At 32.4% G+C, this 24,919-nt stretch carries 23 protein-coding genes; 5 read left to right on the top strand and 18 right to left on the bottom strand.

What is annotated here, in order from left to right; all coding sequences use genetic code 11:
- Positions 1–43: 43 nt before the first annotated feature.
- Complete coding sequence (locus tag ATE90_RS12535; RefSeq protein ID WP_036788083.1) at positions 44–1,258, bottom strand: aminotransferase class V-fold PLP-dependent enzyme; 1,215 nt, start codon at positions 1,256–1,258, stop codon at positions 44–46.
- A gap of 100 nt (positions 1,259–1,358) precedes the next feature.
- Between ATE90_RS12535 and ATE90_RS12530 the strand changes: the two genes are divergently transcribed.
- Entirely contained in the window at positions 1,359–2,681 is a 1,323-nt protein-coding gene (locus ATE90_RS12530; RefSeq protein ID WP_036784474.1) for a serine hydrolase domain-containing protein, read from the top strand.
- Here the strand turns inward: ATE90_RS12530 and ATE90_RS13605 are convergent, their stop codons facing one another.
- The 10 genes from ATE90_RS13605 to ATE90_RS12480 all read right to left on the bottom strand — a co-directional run bounded on the left by ATE90_RS13605 (position 2,682) and on the right by ATE90_RS12480 (position 12,117).
- Complete coding sequence (locus ATE90_RS13605) at positions 2,682–2,852, bottom strand: hypothetical protein (protein ID WP_180335212.1); 171 nt, start codon at positions 2,850–2,852, stop codon at positions 2,682–2,684. It lies immediately after the preceding gene.
- 80 nt (positions 2,853–2,932) lie between these two features.
- Positions 2,933–4,246, bottom strand: coding sequence for a Fe-S cluster assembly protein SufD (sufD, locus tag ATE90_RS12520; RefSeq protein ID WP_036784470.1), 1,314 nt, complete (start codon positions 4,244–4,246; stop codon positions 2,933–2,935).
- Positions 4,247–4,315: 69 nt separating this feature from the next.
- Positions 4,316–5,065 carry a Fe-S cluster assembly ATPase SufC gene (gene sufC / locus ATE90_RS12515; protein ID WP_036784468.1) on the bottom strand — a complete coding sequence of 250 codons (750 nt, stop codon included), beginning with the start codon at positions 5,063–5,065 and terminating at the stop codon, positions 4,316–4,318.
- 86 nt (positions 5,066–5,151) lie between these two features.
- Positions 5,152–6,600 carry a Fe-S cluster assembly protein SufB gene (gene sufB / locus ATE90_RS12510; RefSeq protein ID WP_036784466.1) on the bottom strand — a complete coding sequence of 483 codons (1,449 nt, stop codon included), beginning with the start codon at positions 6,598–6,600 and terminating at the stop codon, positions 5,152–5,154.
- 48 nt (positions 6,601–6,648) lie between these two features.
- On the bottom strand, positions 6,649–6,978 hold the full coding sequence (locus ATE90_RS12505) for a HesB/IscA family protein (protein ID WP_036784464.1): 330 nt from the start codon (positions 6,976–6,978) through the stop codon (positions 6,649–6,651).
- Between the two features lie 106 nt (positions 6,979–7,084).
- Positions 7,085–8,101: a cytochrome-c peroxidase gene (locus ATE90_RS12500; RefSeq protein ID WP_036784462.1), complete on the bottom strand. Its 1,017-nt coding sequence runs from the start codon at positions 8,099–8,101 to the stop codon at positions 7,085–7,087.
- 131 nt (positions 8,102–8,232) lie between these two features.
- On the bottom strand, positions 8,233–8,967 hold the full coding sequence (locus tag ATE90_RS12495; protein WP_036784460.1) for an MbnP family protein: 735 nt from the start codon (positions 8,965–8,967) through the stop codon (positions 8,233–8,235).
- Between the two features lie 3 nt (positions 8,968–8,970).
- A complete protein-coding gene (locus ATE90_RS12490; protein ID WP_036784457.1) occupies positions 8,971–10,299 on the bottom strand; it encodes a hypothetical protein in 1,329 nt (442 codons plus the stop codon).
- A 24-nt stretch (positions 10,300–10,323) separates the two neighbouring features.
- Positions 10,324–10,482, bottom strand: coding sequence for a hypothetical protein (locus ATE90_RS13600; RefSeq protein WP_180335211.1), 159 nt, complete (start codon positions 10,480–10,482; stop codon positions 10,324–10,326).
- 177 nt (positions 10,483–10,659) lie between these two features.
- Complete coding sequence (locus tag ATE90_RS12480) at positions 10,660–12,117, bottom strand: choice-of-anchor B family protein (protein ID WP_101451467.1); 1,458 nt, start codon at positions 12,115–12,117, stop codon at positions 10,660–10,662.
- A 106-nt stretch (positions 12,118–12,223) separates the two neighbouring features.
- Between ATE90_RS12480 and thiL the strand changes: the two genes are divergently transcribed.
- Entirely contained in the window at positions 12,224–13,273 is a 1,050-nt protein-coding gene (gene thiL, locus ATE90_RS12475; protein WP_036784453.1) for a thiamine-phosphate kinase, read from the top strand.
- A gap of 293 nt (positions 13,274–13,566) precedes the next feature.
- On the opposite strand, the gene ATE90_RS12470 is transcribed toward thiL, so the two are convergent.
- From ATE90_RS12470 to ATE90_RS12460, 3 genes are all read right to left on the bottom strand, one after another.
- The gene (locus ATE90_RS12470; protein ID WP_036784450.1) at positions 13,567–14,124 is read right to left on the bottom strand and encodes a GNAT family N-acetyltransferase; all 558 of its coding nucleotides are present in this window, start codon (positions 14,122–14,124) and stop codon (positions 13,567–13,569) included.
- Between the two features lie 124 nt (positions 14,125–14,248).
- Positions 14,249–16,015: a glycoside hydrolase family 2 TIM barrel-domain containing protein gene (locus ATE90_RS12465; protein WP_235317695.1), complete on the bottom strand. Its 1,767-nt coding sequence runs from the start codon at positions 16,013–16,015 to the stop codon at positions 14,249–14,251.
- An 85-nt stretch (positions 16,016–16,100) separates the two neighbouring features.
- Positions 16,101–16,880: an alpha/beta fold hydrolase gene (locus ATE90_RS12460; protein WP_101451466.1), complete on the bottom strand. Its 780-nt coding sequence runs from the start codon at positions 16,878–16,880 to the stop codon at positions 16,101–16,103.
- A 92-nt stretch (positions 16,881–16,972) separates the two neighbouring features.
- Between ATE90_RS12460 and ATE90_RS12455 the strand changes: the two genes are divergently transcribed.
- Together ATE90_RS12455 and brnQ are read left to right on the top strand one after the other, a co-directional pair.
- On the top strand, positions 16,973–18,523 hold the full coding sequence (locus ATE90_RS12455; protein ID WP_036784447.1) for a serine hydrolase: 1,551 nt from the start codon (positions 16,973–16,975) through the stop codon (positions 18,521–18,523).
- 2 nt (positions 18,524–18,525) lie between these two features.
- The gene (gene brnQ, locus ATE90_RS12450) at positions 18,526–19,791 is read left to right on the top strand and encodes a branched-chain amino acid transport system II carrier protein (protein ID WP_036784444.1); all 1,266 of its coding nucleotides are present in this window, start codon (positions 18,526–18,528) and stop codon (positions 19,789–19,791) included.
- A gap of 152 nt (positions 19,792–19,943) precedes the next feature.
- Here brnQ and ppk2 read toward each other — a convergent pair whose 3' ends face one another.
- Positions 19,944–20,714 carry a polyphosphate kinase 2 gene (ppk2, locus tag ATE90_RS12445; protein ID WP_036784442.1) on the bottom strand — a complete coding sequence of 257 codons (771 nt, stop codon included), beginning with the start codon at positions 20,712–20,714 and terminating at the stop codon, positions 19,944–19,946.
- Between the two features lie 176 nt (positions 20,715–20,890).
- Here ppk2 and ATE90_RS12440 point away from each other — a divergent pair, with 176 nt between their 5' ends.
- Positions 20,891–21,673, top strand: coding sequence for an alpha/beta fold hydrolase (locus ATE90_RS12440; RefSeq protein ID WP_036784439.1), 783 nt, complete (start codon positions 20,891–20,893; stop codon positions 21,671–21,673).
- Between the two features lie 47 nt (positions 21,674–21,720).
- Here ATE90_RS12440 and ATE90_RS12435 read toward each other — a convergent pair whose 3' ends face one another.
- The 3 genes from ATE90_RS12435 to ATE90_RS12425 all read right to left on the bottom strand — a co-directional run bounded on the left by ATE90_RS12435 (position 21,721) and on the right by ATE90_RS12425 (position 24,872).
- Positions 21,721–23,013 carry an aminopeptidase P family protein gene (locus ATE90_RS12435; protein WP_036784437.1) on the bottom strand — a complete coding sequence of 431 codons (1,293 nt, stop codon included), beginning with the start codon at positions 23,011–23,013 and terminating at the stop codon, positions 21,721–21,723.
- Positions 23,014–23,115: 102 nt separating this feature from the next.
- Positions 23,116–24,435 carry a DEAD/DEAH box helicase gene (locus ATE90_RS12430; RefSeq protein ID WP_036784435.1) on the bottom strand — a complete coding sequence of 440 codons (1,320 nt, stop codon included), beginning with the start codon at positions 24,433–24,435 and terminating at the stop codon, positions 23,116–23,118.
- Positions 24,436–24,596: 161 nt separating this feature from the next.
- Positions 24,597–24,872 carry a GlsB/YeaQ/YmgE family stress response membrane protein gene (locus ATE90_RS12425; protein ID WP_101451465.1) on the bottom strand — a complete coding sequence of 92 codons (276 nt, stop codon included), beginning with the start codon at positions 24,870–24,872 and terminating at the stop codon, positions 24,597–24,599.
- Between the last annotated feature and the right edge of the window lie 47 nt (positions 24,873–24,919).

Here is a 24,919-nt window from a genome sequence, read left to right as displayed (position 1 = left end):
TCATAATATTATAAAAGCACTTTTTAAACAGTTTTCTTTAAGTTTAAGAAAGCATCATTTGTGCTTTTTTAACTCCTTTAATAAGGATGTCTATTTCTTCTTTGGTATTATAAAAAGAAAAGGAAGCTCTTATCGTCCCTGGTATTTTATAAAAATCCATGATTGGCTGTGCACAATGATGTCCTGTTCTTACTGCAATACCTAACTTGTCTAAAATTGCACCAATATCATAAGGATGAATGCCTCCTACGTTAAAAGAAATTACAGCTGTTTTTTCAGCAGTAGTTCCATAGATTTTTAAACCTTCGATTTTTAATAGTTCAGAAGTTCCATATTGTAAGAGTTCATCTTCATATTTTGCAATCGTTTCAAAACCTATTGTATTCATATAATCTAATGCTGTTCCAAAAGCGATTCCTCCACAAATATTTGGTGTTCCTGCTTCAAATTTATGCGGCAAACCAGCATAGGTAGTTTTTTCAAAAGAAACGGTGTTAATCATTTCTCCACCACCTTGATACGGGGGTAATTTTTCTAACCACTCTTGTTTTCCATATAATAAACCAACGCCAGTTGGTCCACATAATTTATGAGCAGAAGCAACATAAAAATCTACATTTAATTTTTGTACATCAGGTTTTATATGAGGAGTTGCTTGCGCTCCATCAATTAAAACTGCAGCATTAAATTGGTGAGCGGTTTCAATAATTTCTTCAATAGGGTTTACAGTTCCCAAAGCATTTGAGACATGATTACAAAAAACTAATTTTGTTTTCTCATTTACTAAAGTATGATACGTCTCCATATCTAAAGAGCCATTTTCAAACATGGGTATTACCTTTAAAATAGCACCAGTTTTTTCACATAACATTTGCCAAGGCACAATGTTAGAATGATGTTCTAAAGCAGAAACGATCACTTCATCATCTTTTTGTATTAGTGATGCAAAACCAGCAGCAATAATGTTTATTGAATGAGTTGTGCCAGATGTTAGAATAATTTCGTAGGCTTCTTTCGCATTAAAATGTTGTTGAATTTTTCTACGAGCATCTTCATATTTATCTGTTGCTTCTTGACTTAAGGTATGCACACCTCTGTGGATATTTGAATTATAATTACTGTAATAATCTACAATTGCGTCAATAACAATCTGTGGTGTTTGTGAAGTGGCAGCATTATCAAAATAGACCAAAGGTTTTCCATGAACTGTTCTTTTTAGAATAGGAAAATCTTCTCGAATTTTATCAACATTAAACATAAAAATGATTTTAAGGTACAAAGATAAACCTTGCATTTTTAAAGTTGTAAAAAAAGTCAATATGAATTTCCTATTTTTACAGAACTAAACATCCAATTTAATGAAAATTTTAAAAAAAATTCTGCTAATCCTCCTCCTTATGATGATAGCTGCAGTAATTTATAATTACCCAAAACTGAATATCATAGCAGGTTATTCTGCGAAAAGTACAGCTTCTTCTATTTTTGTAGCCAATAGAACATTGGAGTTTACGGATAAAACAGATACCAATTTTTCTCCAATAAATTTAGCGGATGATAAAGTTAATATTTCTGAGAAATCTGCTCAGTCAGGTGCTTTTGGTTTGTTAACTAGAAAAGCATTTTACAGAGAAGGTTTAGGAAGTGTTTTGGCTTTGGAAGAGCAGGATTTAAATAAAAACTATTTGACGCCAAAAAGAGCATTAGCTGATCAAACAACTCCTTTTCCTTATGGAAATGCAGCACAAAAAGATACCGTTTTTAACAATGTAGACTATGCGAAATTAAGCCAAACTTTAGATGTTTTGTTTGATTCTGTTAATCAAACAAGAGCAGCAGTGGTAGTCTACAAAAATCAAATTATTGCAGAACGTTATGCGGATAGATTTAACCAAAACTCAAAACTATTAGGTTGGTCTATGACCAAAAGTATTTTAAGCACCTTATTTGGGGTTTTAGAGCATCAAGAAGAAATAGATGTATTTGAGAAAGATTTATTTGATGAATGGAGAAAGGATGAAAGAAAAGAGATTTCTATTCATAATTTATTACAAATGAATTCTGGATTAGAGTGGGATGAAGACTACAATAGCATTTCTGATGTTTCCAAAATGTTGTTTTTAGAGAGAGATATGACGAAAATTCAAATTGAGAAACCTTTGGTAGGTATGCCAAACGAAACTTGGAATTATTCATCAGGAACTACAAATTTGTTGTCAGGTATTTTACGTCGGCAATTTAAAACACACCAAGAATATTTAGATTTTTGGTATGCGGCTTTAATTGATAAAATTGGAATGAATTCTATGATTGTAGAAACAGACTTGGCTGGTAATTATGTTGGTTCTTCTTATGCTTGGGCAACTGCGAGAGATTGGTCTAAATTAGGTTTGTTGTATTTGCAGAATGGAACTTGGAACGGAGAAGAATTGTTTAACGAGAAATGGGTAAAATACGCGACAAAACCAACGCCAACTTCTGATGGCTGGTATGGTGCACAAATTTGGTTAAATTCCGGAAAAAGATACCCTAATGCGCCAAAAAACATGTATTTTTTTAGTGGATACCAAGGTCAGAATGTGTTTGTTTTTCCAGATCAAGATTTAGTAGTTGTTAGAATGGGATTAACTAAAAATGCAGACATTGATGCGCTTTTGAGCGGAATTGTTAAAAGTATTAAGTAATTATTTTTTCTTCTCTTTTAACAGGCTTAAAATAAGGCTTAAAAAACCAGATGCAATAATTATATAGGATGCTTGATTACCCTGTTCTTTAGCTGGGTTTAAAATATAAATACCGCAGGCTAACAAGATTATTCCAACGAGTAATAATGTAGTTTTAATTGTTTTATTCATCACTTTAATTTTTATTAAAGTTACAAAAAAACCACGCAATTTGCGTGGTTTGTATTTTATAAAAAATGGATTTACCCATTTTACAAATCAAAACCAATATCTACACCAAGTTTATTGGCTATTATTTTTGTGATTCTAGATTTAACTTCTGGTATTTTTACACTTTCTAAAACAGTATTCGCAAAAGCATACATCAATAAAGCTTTTCCTTCTTTTTCTGGAATTCCACGTTGTTGCATGTAAAATAATGCATCATCATCTAATTGACCAATGGTACAACCATGAGAGCATTTTACATCATCAGCAAAAATTTCTAGTTGAGGTTTTGCATTAATAGTCGCCTTGTCACTTACTAAAACATTGTTGTTTTTTTGATAGGCATTCGTTTTTTGAGCTTCTTTATTTACAATTACTTTTCCGTTAAAAACACCTGTTGAGCGTTCATCATAAATTCCTTTGTAATCTTGATGACTTTCACAATTCGGTTCTATGTGGTGCACTAAAGTATGATGATCTATATGCTGTTTTCCTTCAATAATTGTAATTCCTTTTAAAATAGAGTCAATGTGCTCTCCCCTTTGATAAAAGTTTAAATTGTTTCTAGTAATATTTCCTCCGAAAGAAAAAGTATGCACAGAAACAATACTATTCGATTTTTGTTCTATGAAGCAATTATCTACTAAGGAAGCATTTTCAACATCATTCTGAATCTTGTAAATATCTACAGTAGCATCTTTGGCAGCAAAAACTTCAGTAACCGCGTTTGTTAAAACAGGATTTGACGTTAAACTTTGATGACGTTCTATGATTTGAACATGTGCATTTTGCTCTACAACAATTAAGTTTCTTGGTTGCAACATCGTTGCCGCTTCAGAACCTGTTGTAAAATTAATGATTTGTATCGGTTTTTCTACCTCAGTATTTCTAGGTATATGGATGTATACACCCTCTGTTGCAAAAGCAGTATTTAAGGATGTTAAATTGTCTTGTTTTGCAACTTTGTTAAAGTAATTTTCTACAATTATTTTGTATTTAGACTTTGTAAGTGCCGCTGACATTAGGCAAACATCTATACCGTCATGCGTAGTTTCTGACAAAAACGAACTGTATTTACCATCAATAAAAACAACCTTATAGCTATCTATATCATGAATAAAATATTTTTTGACATCAGCCAAATCTACCGTAACTTCTTTATCTGGGAAGATGCTAAAATCGTTCTTTAAAACTGCGTTTAAAGAAGTATATTTCCAAGCTTCTAATTTCTTGGAAGGGAAACCTAACTTTTCAAAATTTTCCAAAGCTTCTGTTCTAATTTCATGAACATCAGTATTGATGTCAATTCCATTCTCAAAAGCTACGTATGATGCTAGTATTTTTTCTTTTAATTCCATTTTCTTAGTTTTCAGTTTTCAGATTCAATAAACAGTTTTAGAACTGCTCATTGTTACTGTAAACTAATTTTAAACAAGTTCTTGCTTAATCCAATCATACCCTTTTGCCTCTAACTCTAAAGCCAAAGAAGCATCACCAGATTTTACGATTTTTCCATCATGTAAAACGTGCACAAAATCAGGAATAATGTAATCTAATAAACGTTGATAATGCGTTATTACAATAACTGCGTTGTCTTCAGATTTTAATTTGTTTACACCGTTTGCAACAATTCTCAAAGCATCAATATCTAAACCAGAATCCGTTTCATCTAAGATGGCTAATTTTGGCTCTAACATGGCCATTTGAAAGATTTCATTACGTTTTTTTTCTCCACCAGAAAACCCTTCATTTAAAGAACGAGACAAAAATTTACGATCTATTTCTAATAATTCTGATTTCTCACGAATCATTTTTAACATGTCTTTTGCAGGCATGTCTTCTAAACCTTTTGCTTTACGAGTTTCGTTAATAGCAGTTTTTATAAAGTTTGTTACAGAAACTCCAGGAATTTCTACAGGGTATTGAAATGATAAAAACACCCCTTTGTGTGCTCTTTCTTCTGGCGCAAGCTCACTAATATCTTCACCATTTAACTCTATAATTCCATCGGTAACCTCATACTCTTCTTTACCTGCAATGATATTGGCTAAGGTGCTCTTTCCTGCTCCATTTGGGCCCATTATTGCATGGACTTCACCAGCTTTAACTTCTAAATTTAATCCCTTTAAAATAGACTTATCTTCTATTGAGGCGTGTAAATTGTTGATTTTTAACATGATATAAATATCTTATTTTTTTAAAACTTTTTATTTGTTTATTCGAGCAACTATTATGTAATTCCACAATTACAATTCACAGAATTTTAACCTACTGACCCTTCTAAACTAATTTCTAATAATTTTTGAGCTTCTACAGCAAATTCCATTGGAAGTTTATTTAAAACTTCTTTACTAAATCCGTTTACAATTAAAGCGATTGCTTTTTCAGTGTCAATTCCACGTTGATTGCAATAAAATAACTGCTCTTCTCCAATTTTACTGGTAGTTGCTTCATGCTCTATTTGTGCGGATTTATTTTTAACTTCAATGTATGGAAAAGTGTGTGCTCCACATTCATTTCCCATTAACAAAGAATCACATTGTGAAAAGTTACGAGCGTTTTCTGCTCTTGCATTTATTTGCACTAACCCTCTATATGAATTTTGTGATTTACCTGCAGATATTCCTTTAGAAATAATAGTTGATTTGGTGTTTTTTCCCAAATGAATCATTTTGGTTCCTGTATCTGCTTGTTGATGATTATTTGTTACTGCAATCGAATAAAATTCTCCAATAGAATTGTTTCCTTTTAAAATACAACTTGGGTATTTCCAAGTTATTGCAGAGCCTGTCTCCACTTGTGTCCAAGAAATTTTAGCATTTGTTTCACACAAACCTCTTTTGGTTACGAAATTATAAACACCACCTTTTCCCTCTTTGTTTCCAGGATACCAGTTTTGCACAGTAGAATATTTAATTTCTGCGTCGTCCATAGCTATGAGTTCTACAACCGCTGCGTGTAGTTGGTTTTCATCTCTACTTGGCGCTGTACAGCCTTCTAAATAAGAAACATAACTACCTTTATCTGCAACTACAAGCGTTCTTTCAAACTGGCCTGTTCCTCCTTCATTAATTCTAAAATAGGTTGATAATTCCATCGGACAACGAACTCCTTTTGGAATGTAACAGAAAGAACCATCAGAAAAAACTGCTGAATTTAATGCTGCATAAAAGTTGTCAGTGGTCGGTACAACAGTGCCTAAATATTTTTTTACTAATTCTGGATGTTCTTGAATGGCCTCAGAAATAGGCATAAAAATAATCCCTTTTTCGCCGAGTGTTTTCTTAAAAGTAGTTGCAACAGAAACAGAATCCATTACAATATCTACAGCAACATTTGCTAGTTTTTTTTGTTCATCTAAAGAAATCCCTAAACGTTTAAAAGTATCTAGTAATTCTGGATCTACTTCATCTAAACTATTTAATTTTGGTTTTTCTTTGGGCGCAGAATAGTAAGCAATATCTTGAAATTTTGGTTTCGTGTACTGCACATTTGCCCATTCTGGCTCTTCCATTTGTTCCCAAACTCTGTAAGCTTCTAGGCGCCATTCAGTCATCCATCCTGGTTCGTTTTTCTTTTTAGAAATGGCACGAACTACATCTTCATTTAAACCCTTGGCAAAAGTCTCACTCTCTATATCTGTATAAAAACCATATTCATATTCTTTGGTTTTTAATTCTTCTTTTAAATCGTCTTCCGTATACTTACTCATAATTTTTCTTTTTACTCCCTTCCTTTTGGGAAGTTGAAATGGATGTCTTTAAAGTGAAAAACTTTCTCCACAACCACAAGTTCTATTTGCGTTTGGATTATTAAAAACAAAACCTTTTCCGTTTAAACCTCCAGAAAATTCTAGAGTAGTCCCAACTAAATATAAAAAACTCTTTTTGTCAACGACGATTTTTATATCATTTTCTTCAAAAACTTTATCGTTTTCTTGTTGATTTTTATCAAAAGTTAAATCGTAGGATAGGCCTGAGCAACCACCACTTTTTACGCCAACTCTTACAAAATCGGTTTCTGAGTTAAAGCCATCGTCAGTCATTAATTCTACGACCTTCTTCTTTGCTGTGTCTGAAACTTTTATCATATGTTTAAATAGATTAAATCTAAATTGAGTGCAAATATACGATATAAGTCGAAGAAAAACGAAGAACTTTCATTCCGATATCCAATAACTTGATTGGTTTTATTGATTACCTCTGAAACGTGGGGTTCTTTATAAAATTATAATCAGAAAGTGTTTGTAAAAAGGCTTTTAAGTTAGATTTATCTTGGGTTGATAAGTGGACACCGCCTTCATCGACCTTTTTCATAAGTGGGTCTATTGTAGGGGATCTTTTCAACCCTTCGGAATAATGATTGATTACTTCTTCTAAAGTTGCAAACCTTCCATCATGCATATAAGGCGCGGTGAAGGCTAAATTTCTAATGGAAGGTGATTTGAATTTGCCATTATCCTTTGGGTCTCCTGTAATTTTTCCAAGACCTAGGTCTACAAAAACATTGTCTAAACCATTATTATGAAACTTATTATCCGACCAGATAGGATTATTATCACTGCCGTGACAATGAAAACAATCTCCTTTTGATTCGTCCATAAAAACATCAAATCCGTTTTGTTCTTCTGGAGTTAAATTTATTTCACCACGCAAGTATTTGTCGAATTTAGAGTTGCCCGAAATCAGTGTTCTTTCAAACTGAGCAATGGCTTTAGTAACTAGTGTAGAATCGATTATGGAGGTGCCAAATGCTCTTAAAAACAGGTCTTTATATTCTAAATTATTTTGTAATTTTTTAGTAATATTTTCCCAATTTCCATGCATTTCTATAGGATTAGAAACAGGTTCTAAAGCCTGTTTTTCTAAACTAAATTCTTTTCCATCCCAAGCAAAGCGTTCGTCAAAATTCCATGCTAAATTAAATAAAGGCATTGCGTTTCTTGTTCCTAAATTATCGTTAACTCCATTGCTAAGTCGTTGTTGGTCGGTAAATGATTTCTTTGGATCGTGGCAAGAGGCACAAGATTGTGTCTCGTCTCCAGATAATATGGTGTCAAAGAATAATTTCTTACCCAAAGCAACGCCTTCTTGCGTTAAAGGATTGTCCGCAGGAATTATAGGCGCAATTAATTTGTCTGCAAAAAGGACGGGAATTTCTAAACTGTAAGGAATCGGAGTGTAGATTTCTTCTTCTTTTGATGCGCAGTTCATCAAAAGAAATAAGGAAATAAGAAATAGATATCGTTTTTTCATTTTTACTTGACTATCATTCCGAGAAATGGGGCAATCTCTTTATTGTTGGATAGATTATATTTTTATGAATTATTAGGAATGATAGATTTTTATTGATTTACTTTCCCCAAACTAAATACGGATTTTCCATTCATACTCATCATTTGTTGAGCTTCAAAATTCGGCATTAAAACGGTGTTCAATTCGTTTAAATTCCAAGTATATGGATTTTTAAACCATTCTGCAAGATTCATTTTAATTGTAATCTCTGCATTATTTGTAATTTCTACCGTTCCTAAACTTACTTCAAAAGAGGTGTCTTCAAATTTTAAATTAGTTGGGTCATTTCTATCCACAGCTCTAATGGCGTGGTAATTAAAACCAGCTTCTTGATCGTTATTATCTTCATATTTTCCATCAAATTGCATATAATGATAACCACCACCCAACATACCCGGAACATTAAAACTTACAGTGTTTAAATCAGGATAGATACCGTCTTTGTTATCTTCATCTGAAAAACCAAACCTAAATGAGAGGTCGTAAACGCCGTCAGTAAAGTCCGTAATTGAGATGGAAGTTCCAGAATTTTCAGTAAAATCTATCAAATGATAGTTTTTTGAGCCTGCCAAACTAATATTTGAAATGAGGTAACGTAATCTTTCAATACTTACTTTGTTGCCATTTGCATTTATAAATTTTAGTTGGTTAAAATCTTGATTGGTAATTATTGTTCCATCCCAATGATGAGAAAAATTTAAGGTTATTGTTCTATTTTCTTCCTCTTCTGTACAAGAAGAAAAAGCGACTAGTAAGATACATAGAAAAGTAATGATATTTTTCATTTCTTATTTCATTTGAATTATTAACGCATCTGTAAAACCTTTGTTTTCCGTAATATCTTTGTCTGAGCTACTACTCTCACCAACAGCGATAATTGCCTTATTATTCAACTCAGTAATCCCATACAAAAAGTCGATTTGTGACCCACCAATTGTTTTTTGCCATAAAAGGCTTCCGTTGCTGTCAATTTTTAAAATGAGCGCATCATTTTGTCCATTATTTTCAAAATCATTATCTAAACTTCGAGAGCTTCCTGCGATTAAAAAGCCGTTGTCTTGCGTTTTATAGATAGCTCTTGCAGTATCAAAACTTGTTCCTCCAATCGTTTTTTCCCAAATCAAACTTCCTTCTGTAGAAAATTTTACAATCCAAACATCTGCGGCACCTTTATTTTCAGAAACATCTATATCTGAACTTCTAGTATCGCCAACCACCATAAAATTACCGTCACTTGAGGTTGTAATTGCTCTGGCTTCGTCAATTTCAGACCCGCCAAAACTTTTTTCCCAAATTAAACTTCCTGTGGGGGCTATTTTTATGATCCAAAAATCATAGGTTCCTAGATTATTTGAAATATTAAAGTCATCACTGTCTGATGAGCCCGCTATTATAAAATTATGATCGTCAGTTTCGACAATTCCTAGTGGTATTTCTGTAAATGAGCCGCCAAAAAACCGGCTCCATTCTAAATTGCCAGTAAGGTCTGTTTTTATCACCCAATAATCTCCACCAGAATGGTTTACTGCAGTTGACTTTGCGTTTCCTTGACCGCCAGAACTAGAGACATCTAAGACACCAGTTATAAGAAACCCACCGTCTTTTGTCGCTAACAAAGCGGTACCGAAATCTGTCCCAGAAAACCCAAATGTTTTTTCCCAAAGAAGGCTTCCTAAAGAAGAAATTTTTAACAACCAAAAATCTTGAGCACCTGCATTCTCTGAAACATTTATATCTGAACTTTTACTGTACCCTAAAACAGCAAAACCACCATCTAAAGTTTGAACAATATCTGCGGCTCTATCATCATCTGAACCACCAAAAGTTTTTTGCCACTCTAAGGTGTTATCGAAAGAAAATTTTGAAACTAAAAAATCAAAAGATTCGTTTGTTTTTGAATCGATATCAAAGTCGTTACTCTGCGTAAATCCGGCAACAATATAACCTCCGTCTGCCGTTTTTTTTACGGAAGAAAGTGCATCATTTTTAGAGCCTCCTAGAGTTTGAATAAAGTCTATTTCATTGGTTGTTTCAGTTATCTCAGTGATATTAAATACCTCTTTTTTAGAGCAGTTGAAAAGAACAATGAGACAAAGAACGGGCCAATATTTAATCATTTTTTTATGGGTTACTTTTTTTAATTACAAAAAACCGTTATCAATAATAATAAAATTTCCACTATGAAAATAAGGATATACATTCCAAACACCCTTAAATGCTAACTTGTTACTACTTTCGTAGGTATCAAAAAATCCTACTTCAGTAAAATGTTTGTTTTCTACATTCGAGAAATCAATCATTCTTGCACCGGCTGTATAATTTGCTTGAGAATAAATATTGTCTTTTTACACACTCATTATGATTTATGGCAGTTGTATTGCCAGAATAATCCGAATGATGCGCCGGATTGTCTAAATCTGAAAAATCAAAAATGATTGAAAAAATTAAAAAAAAGAATATTATTTTAACAGTATATTTTAATTGATAATCAGTTTTTTGGTTAAAGAATTATTGATTTTTACAAAATAAACTCCTTTATGTAAACTAAATGTATTTAAAACGTATTTTGGTTCATTAATATTATCCTTAACTAGTACCTTTTGTCCTAAGATTGAAAAAACTTCAATAGTATTAATAACTTCATTATTAGAAGTAGTAATTGTTGTTTTTTGAGATGATGGATTCGGAAACATATCAAAAGAACTCTTTAAGTTCTGATTTTCTATACCTAAAGTGCCGCTTTTTCTTACAATGAAAAGGCCTCTTTCAATATCATTAATAATTATATTTCCACTTGCAAAATATGGATATACACTCCAAACGCCATTAAAAGCAGTATTATTGTTTACTGGATATGTGTCAAAATAACCAACTTCTGACATAGAATTTGTTGCTGCACTAATATTTGTAATGTCCATTACTCTTACACCAGCTGTATAATTTGCCATATAAAATAGGTTGCCTTTTACATAGCCATTATGGTCTATGGCAGCAGAAGCACCTGAATAAGTAGATGACAAAACTGGACTGTCTAGATCTGAAAAATCTAAAACTAATGTTCTTGTATTCATTCCAAAATCTCGTTCATCAGTTTCATCACCTAAAATAAAATATCGTTGATCTTCTGTAAACCAACCTTGGTGTGTATACCCAGTTTGAGGGTAGTTAATTTCTGATATTTTTATAACATTATTTTTATCTGTTACATCTAAAATTACAACTTCATTTTGATTACTTCCTACATAAATTTCTTTTCCATTATGTTCTGTATCTGGACCATTGTATGTTATTACTTGTGCATCATGAGAGTATCCTTCACCTGCATAATGGTTTATTTTTGTTGGAATTTTAGGATTAGAAACATCTACAAAGATAGGTCCGCCTCCAAAAATTCTTTGATTTATACCGTTTTTACAACCTACTAAATATGCAACACCTTTATCTTCATTAATAATAATATTATGGCAGCTGCCTAAACCATCTTCACTATAATTTGCGTCTTGCGTAAAGTTTTGAGGAGAAGTAAGACCTCTTAATTTAGTTAAATCAAATACCTGCATGCCATGAGCGCCAACATTATCTGCAACAATAAAAGCATGGTCTTTATAAACTTTAACATCTCTCCAATAATTATTGCCCGCACTCGAATCTAATCTTCCTAAAAAAACAGGATTTAAAGGATCTGAAATATCTACAAAAGCAGTACTATTCGTCATGGCTGCAATGGCATATTCTTTGCCAGTTGTGCTATCTGTCCATCCCCAAATATCACTTCCTTCTGGATTTCCATTAGAGTTTGCTAAAACAGTAACAGGAATGTGAGACATTAAATCGTAATCTAGACAAGGATATTCGCCAGCAAAACCATTACTACAAGGTGTTTGAGCATTTATAATAAAAGGTAAAATCAAAAGTAAAAAAGTAAATTTTTTCATCAGTTAAATTAAAATTTACTCAAAAATACCATTTATTGTTTAAATTTATTTAATAAGAGTCTTAAAGTATTTAAAAATTCTTTTAGAATCTAGTTATCTTTGCGGCATGTTAGAAGACAAAAACACACAAAAAACATCGTTAGCTGAACTTGGTGAGTTTGGTTTAATTAATCATATTACAAAATATTTTAAGGTTGAAAATTCATCAACGATAAAAGCGGTTGGCGATGACGCAGCTGTTTTAGAGGCATCAGAAAAACAAACTTTAGTTACCACAGATTTGTTGATAGAAGGTGTGCATTTCGATTTAAGTTATATGCCATTAAAACATTTAGGTTACAAAGCGGTAATGGTAAATTTATCTGATGTGTATGCAATGAACGGAGTTGCAGAGCAAATAACAGTATCTATTGCTGTTTCTAATCGATTTCCTTTAGAAGCAATTGAAGAGTTGTATGCAGGAATTCAGTTGGCTTGCGAAACGTATAAAGTAGATTTAGTTGGCGGAGATACAACATCATCAACCAAAGGAATTTTAATTTCTGTGACTGCCATTGGTAAAGCAAACAAAGAAGATGTTGTGTATAGAAACACCGCAAAAGAAACCGATCTAATTGTGGTTACTGGTGATTTAGGTGCCGCTTATTTAGGGCTACAAGTTTTAGAAAGAGAGAAGCAAGTTTTTAAAGTAGACCCGAACAATCAGCCAGATTTAGATAATTATACCTATTTAATTGAACGTCAATTAAAACCTGAAGCACGAAATGATGTTGCGGGTTTTTTAAAAGAATTGGATATAAAACCTACTTCTATGATTGATATTTCTGACGGACTGTCTTCAGAACTTTTTCATATTTGTACACAAAGTAAAGTAGGCTGTAAAATCTACGAAGATAAATTGCCTTTAGACCCGCAAGTAATTTCTACCTGTGAAGAATTTGAATTAGATTCTACGATGGTTGCTTTAAGCGGTGGTGAAGATTATGAATTGCTATTTACCGTGCAAATTGCTGATTTTGACAATATAAAAGGGAACCCTAACTTTTCTATTATAGGGCATGTTACTGCTGAAAATCAGGGTTTAAACTTAATTACAAGAGCTGGTCAAGAAATTGAATTAAAGGCGCAAGGTTGGAATGGCTTAAAGAAAGAGTAGGTTTTTTTTTGGATATTTCGGTGAGCTTGTCTAGCATTAGGTTCGTTAATTATTGTTATGATAGTTTCTGAATGACCAAAATACTGGGGCATTCAGAGGGAAGTATGATCAAAGTAATTTCATGAAGTAAAACTAAAAAAAAACAGATTACCAAGTCGTTTCTCTTAGCAATGATACAACCGACTGTTACTCAATTTATAGAAGCGTTAATTTGATTTTCGATCGAAGTAATGAAGCCCAAACAATGATACATGAGCGTTTAATATTTTATATCAAAACTAATTGAACGTTTTTTACGTAAGGTTTTGCCATACATTTCTATTGATTTCGTAGCAAATACATTTTTGGTGTTTTGGATATTTTTTTAATTTTGGATGATTAAACTCACCAACTTTTTGCATCCCTATTTTTTTCATAACGCTTTCTGATTTGCTGTTTTGTTGCGTACAAACTGAAATTATTCTATCTAAATGTAGTGAACTGAACGCAAATTCAAGACATTTTTTTGCACCTTCGGTTGCATATCCATTTCCCCAACTATTTTTTTTCAATCGCCATCCAATATCAGTTGCAGGTGTAAAATCAGTTTTATATTCTTGGTATGCTAAACCAATAAATCCGATGAACTCTCCTGTTTTTAAAATTTCAGTTGCAAAGTAGGTATATCCATTTTCTTGATAATGGTTTTGCAGTCTTACAATGTATTCTGATGTTTCTTTATGCGTTAGCGATTTTGGGAAATGTTCCATCACCGCCATATCAGCATTAATTTCCGTAAATTCAGTGAGGTCCTTTTCATTCCAATTCCGAAATCCGAGTCTTTCAGATTTAAAGAGGTATTCTTTTTTCAATTTGAAGCTATTTTTTTAAACGTGTGGTAAAATAATTATATAGAATATTTTATATCAAACCGTTAAGGTAGTTGATTGTTTGTTAAAAAGTTAAGCACGCATTATTTTTTGATGGGGTATTTATTTACTCAAAAACCACATCATCTAAGAAAATATCTTGTGCGGTGCCATTCGCAGAAGAAAAGAGTACCAGTCCAGATCTAATGTAAGAAAGATCTAATTTTTCGGTTTTAATCGTATACTTTTTCCATTTGGTAGAAAGTTTAATTTCAATGGCTTTTTTTGAAGAATCAGGAAAAGGTTTGTCTTTGCCAATTAATCCAAAACCAATGGTAACTTTCACCTTTTTTTTACTTGCTTTTGCCCAAAAACTAAATGTTGTAGCTCCAGAAATATCGAAGCCACCCAACTTATCTCCCCAATTATTTGGCGGATCTACAAAACCTAAACCATACCAATTATATACTTCTTTATACCGAATTCTTAAGGATGCTTTTCCAGAATGCACCCCTTCTGTGTGCTGTAAATCTACCTCAATATCTTTGTAATTCCCCATATAAGCAGTTGGACTAAAAGGGTTTTTCTCCCCATCTTTATAGACATAAAAAGGCAACGTTGCTTTGGCTACCAAGAATTTTTTATGTTTAGCGATTTCGTCTTCAATGAGAATCGAAGTGGATGCAATGCCCATATTGTTATGGGTGTCTTTTACGGTTACATATACTTTAATACCGCCATGCTCTTTTGGTAATTTAAGCTGAAAGCCATTGGTATAATTTCCTCTAAAATTGAGTTTGTTCAATTGATCTCTGCGCTTGCGGCTTCCTGTTCTTTGATTGTAAAAGAAACTAAAACGTAAAGCTTCATTTTCAATGTCAGAAACTTTTAAAGAAACAGGTACCCAAGTTTCACTTTTAAAAGAGCCTTCGGGCAACGTAAATTCTTGAATTTCAGGAACATTATTTATCGGCTTTTTTTCGGTAAATGCTTCTCTAATTGCCCAATATTGTGGACGATAATTACCTTGGTAATGTGTAAATAACCAAGGAGCAATAAAATCTTTTCCGTCAGCAAAACTAAATACATACACTCCTAAGCAATTAGGTTTACTTTGAATCCAATTAACATATCCCTTTGCAATAGCATCATATTTTTGTGCATCAGAAGGTTCTTTTTTAACGCCGTTTTTTTCTTGTTTAATGTCCCATTCACCCGTAACTCCAAACTCAGTAATTATATAAGGTTTATCAATCTTTCTTTTTTCGAGTTCTGAAGTTAGAAAACCAGCTCCAGCGCCATAACTATTCAACCCATAAATGTCAATTGAAGGCACATATTTTTGCCACCAATCTAATCCAAAGGTCCAGGCTTCTACTGAGGTAATAAGGTGGTTTTTATCAAGTTCTTTTATCTTTTTACAAATGGTTTCTAATAGTTTAGAATACACTTTTTTTTCAGGGTCAGTAGCCATGTTTAAGTAGACCTCATTTCCTACTCCCCAAGTTAAAATTGCAGGATGGTTTTTATACGTTTCAACAACTTTAATGGCCTCGTCATAAAGCTCTTTTTTTCCTTTTTCATTCTCTAAATAATCAAAAGAATCATCTGCTTCCATACCGGGTCTTCCATGGCGCATCCAAATACCTAACATAACTTTTATTTGGTGTTTATGAGCAGCATCTAATAACTTTTTGGTGTTTTTTCCGGAACCCCAAGTTCTAATGGTATTGACTCCTAAAAAATTTAAATCTTTAAAATGTTTGTCATAATTTGCTACATCATTTTCATAGCCAAAAGTAACTCCTTTCACTTCAAAAGGATTTTCATCCACCAATAAAACCCAGGCATCATTCTCTTTTTTGATGGATGTTTGAGCGGAAATAGTGTTCACAAGGAAGCAGGCACAGAACAGGAATGTGCAAAGCATTTTTTTTGTCATGGAATAAAATGATTTGAGCTTTAAAAATATTAAATATTTAGCAACTTTTTATAAATTTTTTTAAGGTTGCAATCAATTCTAATGTATTCTCAATATGACTCATATGTCCATCAGGATAAACCACAAAATTAGAATTCGTTTTTTTAGCTTCTTCTAGCGATGTTTGATAGTCTAAAACAGGATCTTTCTCACCAATAATTAGTAACTTTTTAAAATTGCTTTCTAATAAAATATGATTGGTGTTTTCCCTATTTTTCATCCCTTCATTGGCAGCAATATAACCTTGAATAGAAGTTTTTAAAGCTTCCTTTTTTACGGCTTCAATTTCGTCTTTAAATTTTAACAAGTTTTTGATATGAAATAAATTTGAAATTGACATTTTTACCATGCTTTCAAAATTATTTTTTGCCATTTTATTAGCTCTAGTTCTTAGTTTTTTTCGTTCTTCAGGGTCTTCATTAGAAGTCGAATTTACCAAACATAGCCCTTTTATTTGCAAAGGGTTTGTTTTAGCGAGCGCTAAAGAAATATAGCCACCTAAAGAATGGCCAACCAAAATATACTTTCTAATTTTTAAATGTTTTATTACTGCTTTGATGGTTTCTGCAAACAATTCCATAGAATGCACATACCCTAAACAATCAGAATTTCCATGACCCAATAAATCAACTGTAATTACTCTGTTTCTTTTGCTAAGTTCTGGAGCAATATCATTCCACATGCTAGCATTCTCTAAAAACCCATGAATCAAAATTATAGCGGTACCTTTTCCTTGATCTGTATAATAAATATCTACATTTTTATAAGCTAAAACCATAGAAACAAAGATACTATTTGATTCGTTTTTAGAAACTTAAAACATGATAAACTATTTACTATATTTGAGGCGAATTCAATACAACCAGTCTTATGCTTTTCAAAAAAGTATCACTTCTTGTCTTACTTATAGTTTCCTTATCTATAAATGCACAAATTGATTCTGAAAATCTTGATAATTTGGTAAAAGAGACCTTACAAACTTTTGACGTTCCTGGAATTTCTGTCGGAATTATAAAAGACGGGAAAATTGTTTACGCAAAAGGTCATGGCGTTCGTTCTTTAACCAACAAAAAAGAGATGAACGAAAACACTTTAGTTGGTGTTGCTTCTAACAGCAAAGGGTTTACCTGTTTTGCTTTGGCGATGCTGGTTGATGCAGGAAAGCTAAATTGGGATGATAAAGTAAGAAAACACATTCCGGAATTTCAGTTGTATGATGCTTGGGTAACCGAGCAATTTACTGTGAGAGATTTGGTAACGCATAGAAGCGGAATGAGCTTAGGAGCAGGAGATTTGATGTTTTTTCCTGAAGGAAATGATTTTACATCTAAAGATGTTATTAAGAATGTAAAATATTTAAAACCTGTGAGTTCATTTAGAAGTGAGTTTACGTATAATAACAATATGTTTATTATTGCAGGGGAAGTTTTAAAACGGGTAAGTGGTCTTTCTTGGGAAGAATTTATTGAAACTAAAATAATGAACCCTGTTGGAATGAAGCATAGTAAGGCATCTTATAATAGAGTTACAGATAGAACAAATATTATTGACGGACACACAAGAGCAGAAGGAAAAGTAATTCAAATTCCGCATGATTGGAGTGCAATTGCAAATCCTGCTGGAGGTATTATGAGTAATGTACATGACATGCTTACCTGGGCAAATTTTTTAATGAATGGTGCCGTTACCAAAGATGGAAAACGATTATTGAGCGCGAAACAATTTCATGAATTATGGCAATTACAGACTCCTTTAAAAGTTAGAAAAAACGACAGTTATAGTGCTAATTTTAGAGGGTATGGTTTAGGTTGGTTTTTAACGGATGTAAAAGGAGGATACAAGCAAGTTTATCATACAGGAGGGCTTTTGGGCACTGTAACTCAGTTTACTATGATTCCTGATTTAGGTTTAGCAATTGTGGTATTAACCAATCAAATGAATGGAAGCGCTTTTAATACGATTACAAATACGATAAAAGACACGTATTTAGGCTATGAAGATAGAAATTGGTTAAACAACTATGGAACTAAAAACACCAATTATTTAAAGTATAATGATAGCATAAAAGCAGCAGTTTTTACGAAATCAGCAATTGCTAAAACAAATAAAAATTTACCAAAAGCATCCCAAATTGTAGGTACTTATAAAGATGATTGGTTTGGAAATGTTATAATTTCTAATGATGGAAAAAAGTATAGTATAAAATGTGAACGTTCTTTGAACTTAGTTGGTGAATTATTGCCCTACAATCAAACAACCTTTGTTGCTAAATGGAAGAATAGAAGCTATGATGCAGATGTATTTGTACAATTTTCTTTTGATGAAAAAGGAAATACAACGAGTGCAAAAATGAAATACATTGCACCAATAACAGATTTTAGTTTCGATTTTCATGACTTAAATCTTAAAAAAGTTAAATAATTTTGAATAAGAAAAAAGAAATTTGGATTGCAGGTTTTGCATTATTTTCGCTCTTTTTTGGCGCAGGAAATTTAATTTTACCGCCAACTTTAGGCGTAAAATCGGGCTTAGATTGGTGGATTGTTGTTATTGGTTTTGTACTAACCGCCGTAACAATTCCTATTTTGGCAATTTTTGCACACGCAAAATTACAAGGGACTTTATACGACTTCGGGAAGAAAGTTTCTCCGTTTTTTAGCACTGTTTATTGTTTACTCATTTATACAATTGCAATTGCAATTCCTTCACCAAGAACAGCTTCTGTAACACATGAGATGGCAATTCATCCTTTTTTTGGAACAAGCTCTTTGCTAACAAGTAGTATTTACTTTTTATTGGTCTTTATTTTTGCGGTAAATCGTTCTAAAATCATCAGTTTAATTGGTAAGTTTTTAACCCCAATTATTGTTTTAATTCTATTGGTAATTATTGTAATTGCCATTTTCACTTCTTCAGGAATCGTAAATCCATCAACATTTACAACCCCTTTTGTAGACGGAATTTTAGAAGGTTATCAAACTTTTGATGCCATTGGAGGTGTCGTTGTTGGTGCAGTAATTATAATCTCTTTAAACTTAAGAGGACATACTTCTTTTGAAGCAAAAAAAGAGCTGATAACGAAAGCAGGATTCATTGCGGGAACAGGTTTGTTTTTAGTCTATGGAGGTTTAATTTTAAGCGGATCTTTATTCAGTGCAACATTTGCAGAAAACGCCACAAGAATTGAAGTTTTATCAGGATTAGGTACAAAAACGTTGGGTAATTTTGGAGCCGCTTTTTTAAGTATTTCTGTAGCTTTAGCATGTTTTACAACTGCAGTTGGTATTGTAACAGGAACAGCAGATTATATTAAAGGAATTTTTAAAGGTTCTAAAACAGCCTACATTGCTACAGCTGCAATTGCTTCTGTAATCGGAATTATTGTAGGTAGTTATCAAGTAGATTTTATCATCACATTAGCCGTACCCGCATTAATGTTTTTATATCCAATTACAATTGTGTTGATTTTACTAAATATTGTCCCAAACAAATACGGTACAAAACTCGTTTTTAGAGGGGTGGTTTTGGTAACCTTTATCTTTAGTATTACAGATTTTTTAGGATTCATCATACCCAGAGAAAACTTAACAGGAATTAAAAGTATAATTCCCTTAGCTGAATTTAGTTTGGGTTGGGTAATTCCTGCTTTTCTGGTTTTTGCTGGGTTGAATTTGATACAGAAAAAGTAACTTTTTTTATTGCTCATAAAACTCTACTTTCAGTTTATTGCTGCTTAAACCTACCTAAATTTGAGTTTATAAAAAATAAAACAGCAAAAAAAAAGCTATCAAACTAGAGTTAAAATAAACAAGACAAACATTTCGGATGGTCTTTTTATTTTTTAAAACTTCTCTGGTACAAAAGTTTGATAATCCATTGGAGGCCTTACATAACCTTTACCATCATCTGGCAAAGGAGGAAGTTCTATAGGTTTTACATCTAATTTTTTATACGGAATTTTGCTTAAAACATGACTAATACAGTTTAATCTTGCTTTCTTTTTATTATCAGAATTTACCACAAACCAAGGAACTTGTTTCGTATCTGTATGTGCAAACATTTGATCTTTAGCTTTAGAATATTCTAACCATCTAGCGCGCGATTCTAAATCCATAGGACTAAATTTCCAGCGTTTTAAAGGATTAGAAATTCGATTTTTAAAACGTCTTTCTTGTTCTTCATCACTCACCGAAAACCAGTATTTTAAAACGATTATTCCAGACCTAACTAACATGCGTTCAAATTCGGGACAAGAACGTAAAAACTCATCATATTCATCATTTGTACAAAACCCCATTACTTTTTCTACACCTGCTCTATTGTACCAACTTCTATCAAAAAGTGCAATTTCCCCAGCAGCTGGTAAATATTGCACATACCTTTGAAAATACCATTGTGTTTTCTCTCTCTCTGTAGGCACGCCCAAAGCAACCACTTTACAGATTCTAGGGTTTAAAGGCTCTGTAAAACGTTTAATTGTGCCACCTTTTCCAGAAGCATCCCTACCTTCGAAAATAACAACCACTTTTAAACCTTCTTTTTTTACCCATTCTTGCATGTGTACTAGTTCTATGTGTAATTTTTCAAGTTCTTTTTCGTAATTAAATTTCATTTTTTTACTTTTTTCAGAATTAGATTTTATTCTGTAGGTAATTTACGAAAAATTGAAAAAAAGGAGAATAGGTTTCTTATTTTAAATTAATTAACCTTCAAATTGGTGTTTAAGTCTTTATAAAATTAAAAGCCTTATTTTTGTAAAGATTAATTACAAAATTAGACAAAAGGCACTTGTTAAATTACTATTCTTATTCTCATAAAACATCCACAAAGTGGGTAACTTTTGTTCACGGAGCAGGAGGCAGTAGTTCTATTTGGTACAAACAGGTGCGCGATTTTAAAAAACATTTTAATGTTTTAATCTTAGATTTACGAGGTCACGGAAATAGCAAGCCAAAGCTAAAAGATACCTTTAAAACAAAGTATACCTTTGATTCTATTACTTCAGATATTGTTGAGGTTATTGACCATATTAAAATAGAAAAATCTCATTTTATTGGAATCTCTTTGGGCACAATTTTGATTCGGAATTTAGCTGAGAAAAGACCTGATTTGGTGCAAAGTATGATTATGGGTGGTGCCATTATAAAGATGAATTTTCGCTCTCAAGTTTTAATGAAAGTGGGTAATATTTTTAAATCGGTGGTTCCTTATATGCTTTTATATAAACTCTTTGCATTTATTATTATGCCTAAGAGAAATCATAAAAAGTCGAGATTATTGTTTGTAAATGAAGCGAAGAAATTATATCAAAAAGAATTTTTACGATGGTTTAAATTGACTTCAGAAATTAATCCGTTGCTGCGATTTTTTAGAACAAAAGATATTAAGATTCCCACATTATATGTTATGGGGGCAGAGGATCACTTGTTTTTACCCTCAATAAAAAATATTGTTTCTAAACATGTTACCTCATCCCTTTTTGTAATTGATAATTGTGGTCATGTTGTAAACGTAGAGCAACCAGAAACTTTTAATACCAAAACGATTGGTTTTATAAATTCGTTAGCATAAAAAAAACGAGTTGTATAACTCGTTTTTTAAGTATGTATATTTCAAGTTTAACCTTGCATAATGTCTTCAATTTCAGCTGCTTCAATAGGAATATTACCCATTAAATTAAAAGGTTCCCCTTTTTCTTGAATTACAACATCATCTTCTAAACGAATTCCAAAACCTTCTTTAGGTATATAAATTCCAGGCTCTACAGTAAACACATTATTTGCTTGCATTGGTTCGTGTAATAAGCCATAATCATGGGTGTCTAAACCAATGTGGTGGGAAGTTCCGTGCATGAAATATTTTTTATAAGCAGGCCAATCTTTATCTTCATTTTGAACATCAGCTTTGTCTAATAAACCTAATTTAAGTAATTCTGAGGTCATTATTTTGCCAACTTCTACATGATATTCTTTCCATAAAGTTCCTGGAAGCAGCATTTTTGTAGCTTCTTTTTTTACGTGATTTACAGCATTGTAAACTGCTTTTTGTCTGTCAGAAAATTTACCAGAAACAGGCACTGTTCTCGTTAAATCACTTTTGTAAGTCGCATATTCTGCGGCAACATCCAATAAGATTAAATCATCAGCCTTACATTGCTGATTATTTTCTATATAGTGTAATACATTTGCGTTATTCCCTGAAGCAATAATTGGCGTGTAAGCAAATCCTTTTGAACGGTTTCTTACAAATTCATGCAATAATTCTGCTTCAATTTCATATTCCCAAACAGCAGGTTTTATAAATTTTAAAATTCTACGAAACCCTTTCTCTGTTATATTACAAGCCTGTTGCATTAAGTCTAATTCAATTGGATCTTTTACAGCGCGCAGACGTTGCAAAATAGGATTACTTTTTGCTACAGAATGTGCAGGATATTTTGCTAGCAACCATTTTGTAAAACGATCTTCACGCGTTTCTGTTTCTACATTGGCTCTATAGTGTTCATTGGTATTGATGTAAAAAGTATCACAGTAACAAGACATTTCGAAAAACACTTTCTCTAAATCTTGCAACCAGTAAACTGTTTTAATACCGGATGTTTCAAAAGCCGCTTCTTTTGTTAATTTTTCACCCTCCCAAACAGCAATATGATCATTGGTTTCTCTTACAAATAAAATTTCTCGCAGGTTTTCATTAGGACAATCAGGAAACAATACCAGAACACTTTCCTCTTGATTTACGCCACTTAAATATAAGATATCTGTATGCTGTTCAAAAGGAATAGTACTATCTGCACTTATTGGATAAATATCATTAGAATTAAAAACCGCTAAACTATTTGGCTTCATTGCTGAAGCAAAGTTTTTGCGATTTTTTATAAATAATTGTGAGTTAATTTTATCGTATTTCATACAGCTGTATTTATGTTGAAATACAAAGGTAGTAATATTTCTATTGCTATTAACTTTGAAATTACGCTGGCCTAAACTGTTTTTTAACCTTGCAGTATTTTTTTAGTAACGTTTCTTTTTAGGCGCTCCAGTTCTTCCTCTTCCCGTAGTAGTATCAGCCGATTTGTTCTCTCTAAAATGTGCTTTACTTTTTGTTTTATTTGCTTTCGGTGAATTTGAATTTCTTGATTTATTTTTCTTTCCAAAAGAACCTTTGCTCTGTGAAGCTGCTCTTTTAGGAGGAGCTGTATCTGTTGGTTCAAAACCTTCTACAATCGTAGATTTTAATTTCTCTTTTAGTAATTTTTCTATTTCACTTTGGTATTCACTTTCTTCACTACACACCAAAGAAATTGCTTCTCCTGCCGCTCCTGCTCTTCCTGTTCTACCAATTCTATGAACGTAATCTTCTGGTACATTTGGTAGCTCAAAATTAATAACGTGAGGTAATAAAGGAATATCTAAACCACGTGCTGCAATATCTGTGGCAACTAAAATTTTAATAGTATTATCCTTAAAATTCTTTAAGGCTTTTGTTCTAGCACCTTGACTTTTATTCCCGTGAATTGCGGCAGCAGAAATTCCAGCTTTTACTAGTTTTTCAGTTAATTTATTAGCACCATGTTTTGTTCTTGTAAAGATTAAAACTTGGTTCCAATTTCCGTCTTTTATTAACTTAATAGTAAACGCTGTTTTTTTGCTTTTATCAACCTTATAAACCTTGTGTGTTACTTTTTTTGCTGTTGAATTTTGTGGAGCCGTTTCTACAGAAACAGGATTTCTTAAAATTCCTGAAGCTAACTTTTTGATATCATTAGAAAAAGTGGCAGAGAATAGTAAGTTCTGGCGCTTTGTAGGCATAAAGCTAATGATTTTGTTAATATCTCTAACAAAACCCATATCTAACATTCTATCTGCCTCGTCGAGAATTAAAACCTCAACACGCTTAAATGAAACTGCTTTTTGATCGTGTAAGTCCAATAACCTACCCGGAGTTGCTACCAAGATATCTACACCACTTCTTAAGGTTGCAATTTGAGGTTTTGCTTTTACACCACCAAAAACAACAGCAGATCTTATGTCTACATATTTACTGTATTCTCTAATATTATCATGTACTTGTGCGGCCAATTCTCTTGTTGGGGTTAAAACGAGTGCACGTAAAGGTCTATATTTTGAGTGCTTTGTTGCTACTAAATGCTGCAAAACAGGTAAAGTAAAACCTGCAGTTTTTCCTGTTCCTGTTTGTGCAGAAGCTAATATATCTTTTCCTTCTAAAATATGAGGAATTGCTTTTTGTTGAATTGGAGAAGGAACTGTGTATCCTTTTTCGTGAACTGCTTTCACTAAAGCATCCGATAAACCTAGGTCTTTAAATGACATTTATAATATTTAAGAAATTCTTTCTGTTCTGTATAGAAATGCAAATGTACATTGATTAATTGTTAAGAGTCTGTAATATGCACTTTATATTATTTCATGAAATTTACCATCAAAAAATAAGATGCCCTTCAGCATCTTTTAATTTTTTTAGTTCGCTTAAATTAACGATTTCTTCTTCCTCTTTTTCTTCCTCCCCTAATAACCCCAAGAATAAATAAAATAATAATAGCGCCAACAGCACCAATAATAATCTGATTTAGAATAGTATGGCCAACATTAATGGTCAATCCTAATTGAGCAAAAGCCCAACCTCCAATATAACTACCAGCAATACCTATGATAATATTTATGACTAAACCATAGCCATTGTTTTTCATAAGAGCATCAGCGATATATCCACAAATAGCACCAATAATTATTGTATATACGATTCCCATTTCCCCAAAAAATTTAATTGATTAATTATTGCTAATTTAGTGAAAAA

Source organism: Polaribacter sp. Hel1_33_96, assembly GCF_002846595.1.
In the GTDB taxonomy this organism is placed as follows: domain Bacteria; phylum Bacteroidota; class Bacteroidia; order Flavobacteriales; family Flavobacteriaceae; genus Polaribacter.
The sequence above is the reverse complement of the archived record's forward strand: the minus strand, read 5'-3'. Positions and strand labels throughout refer to the sequence as shown.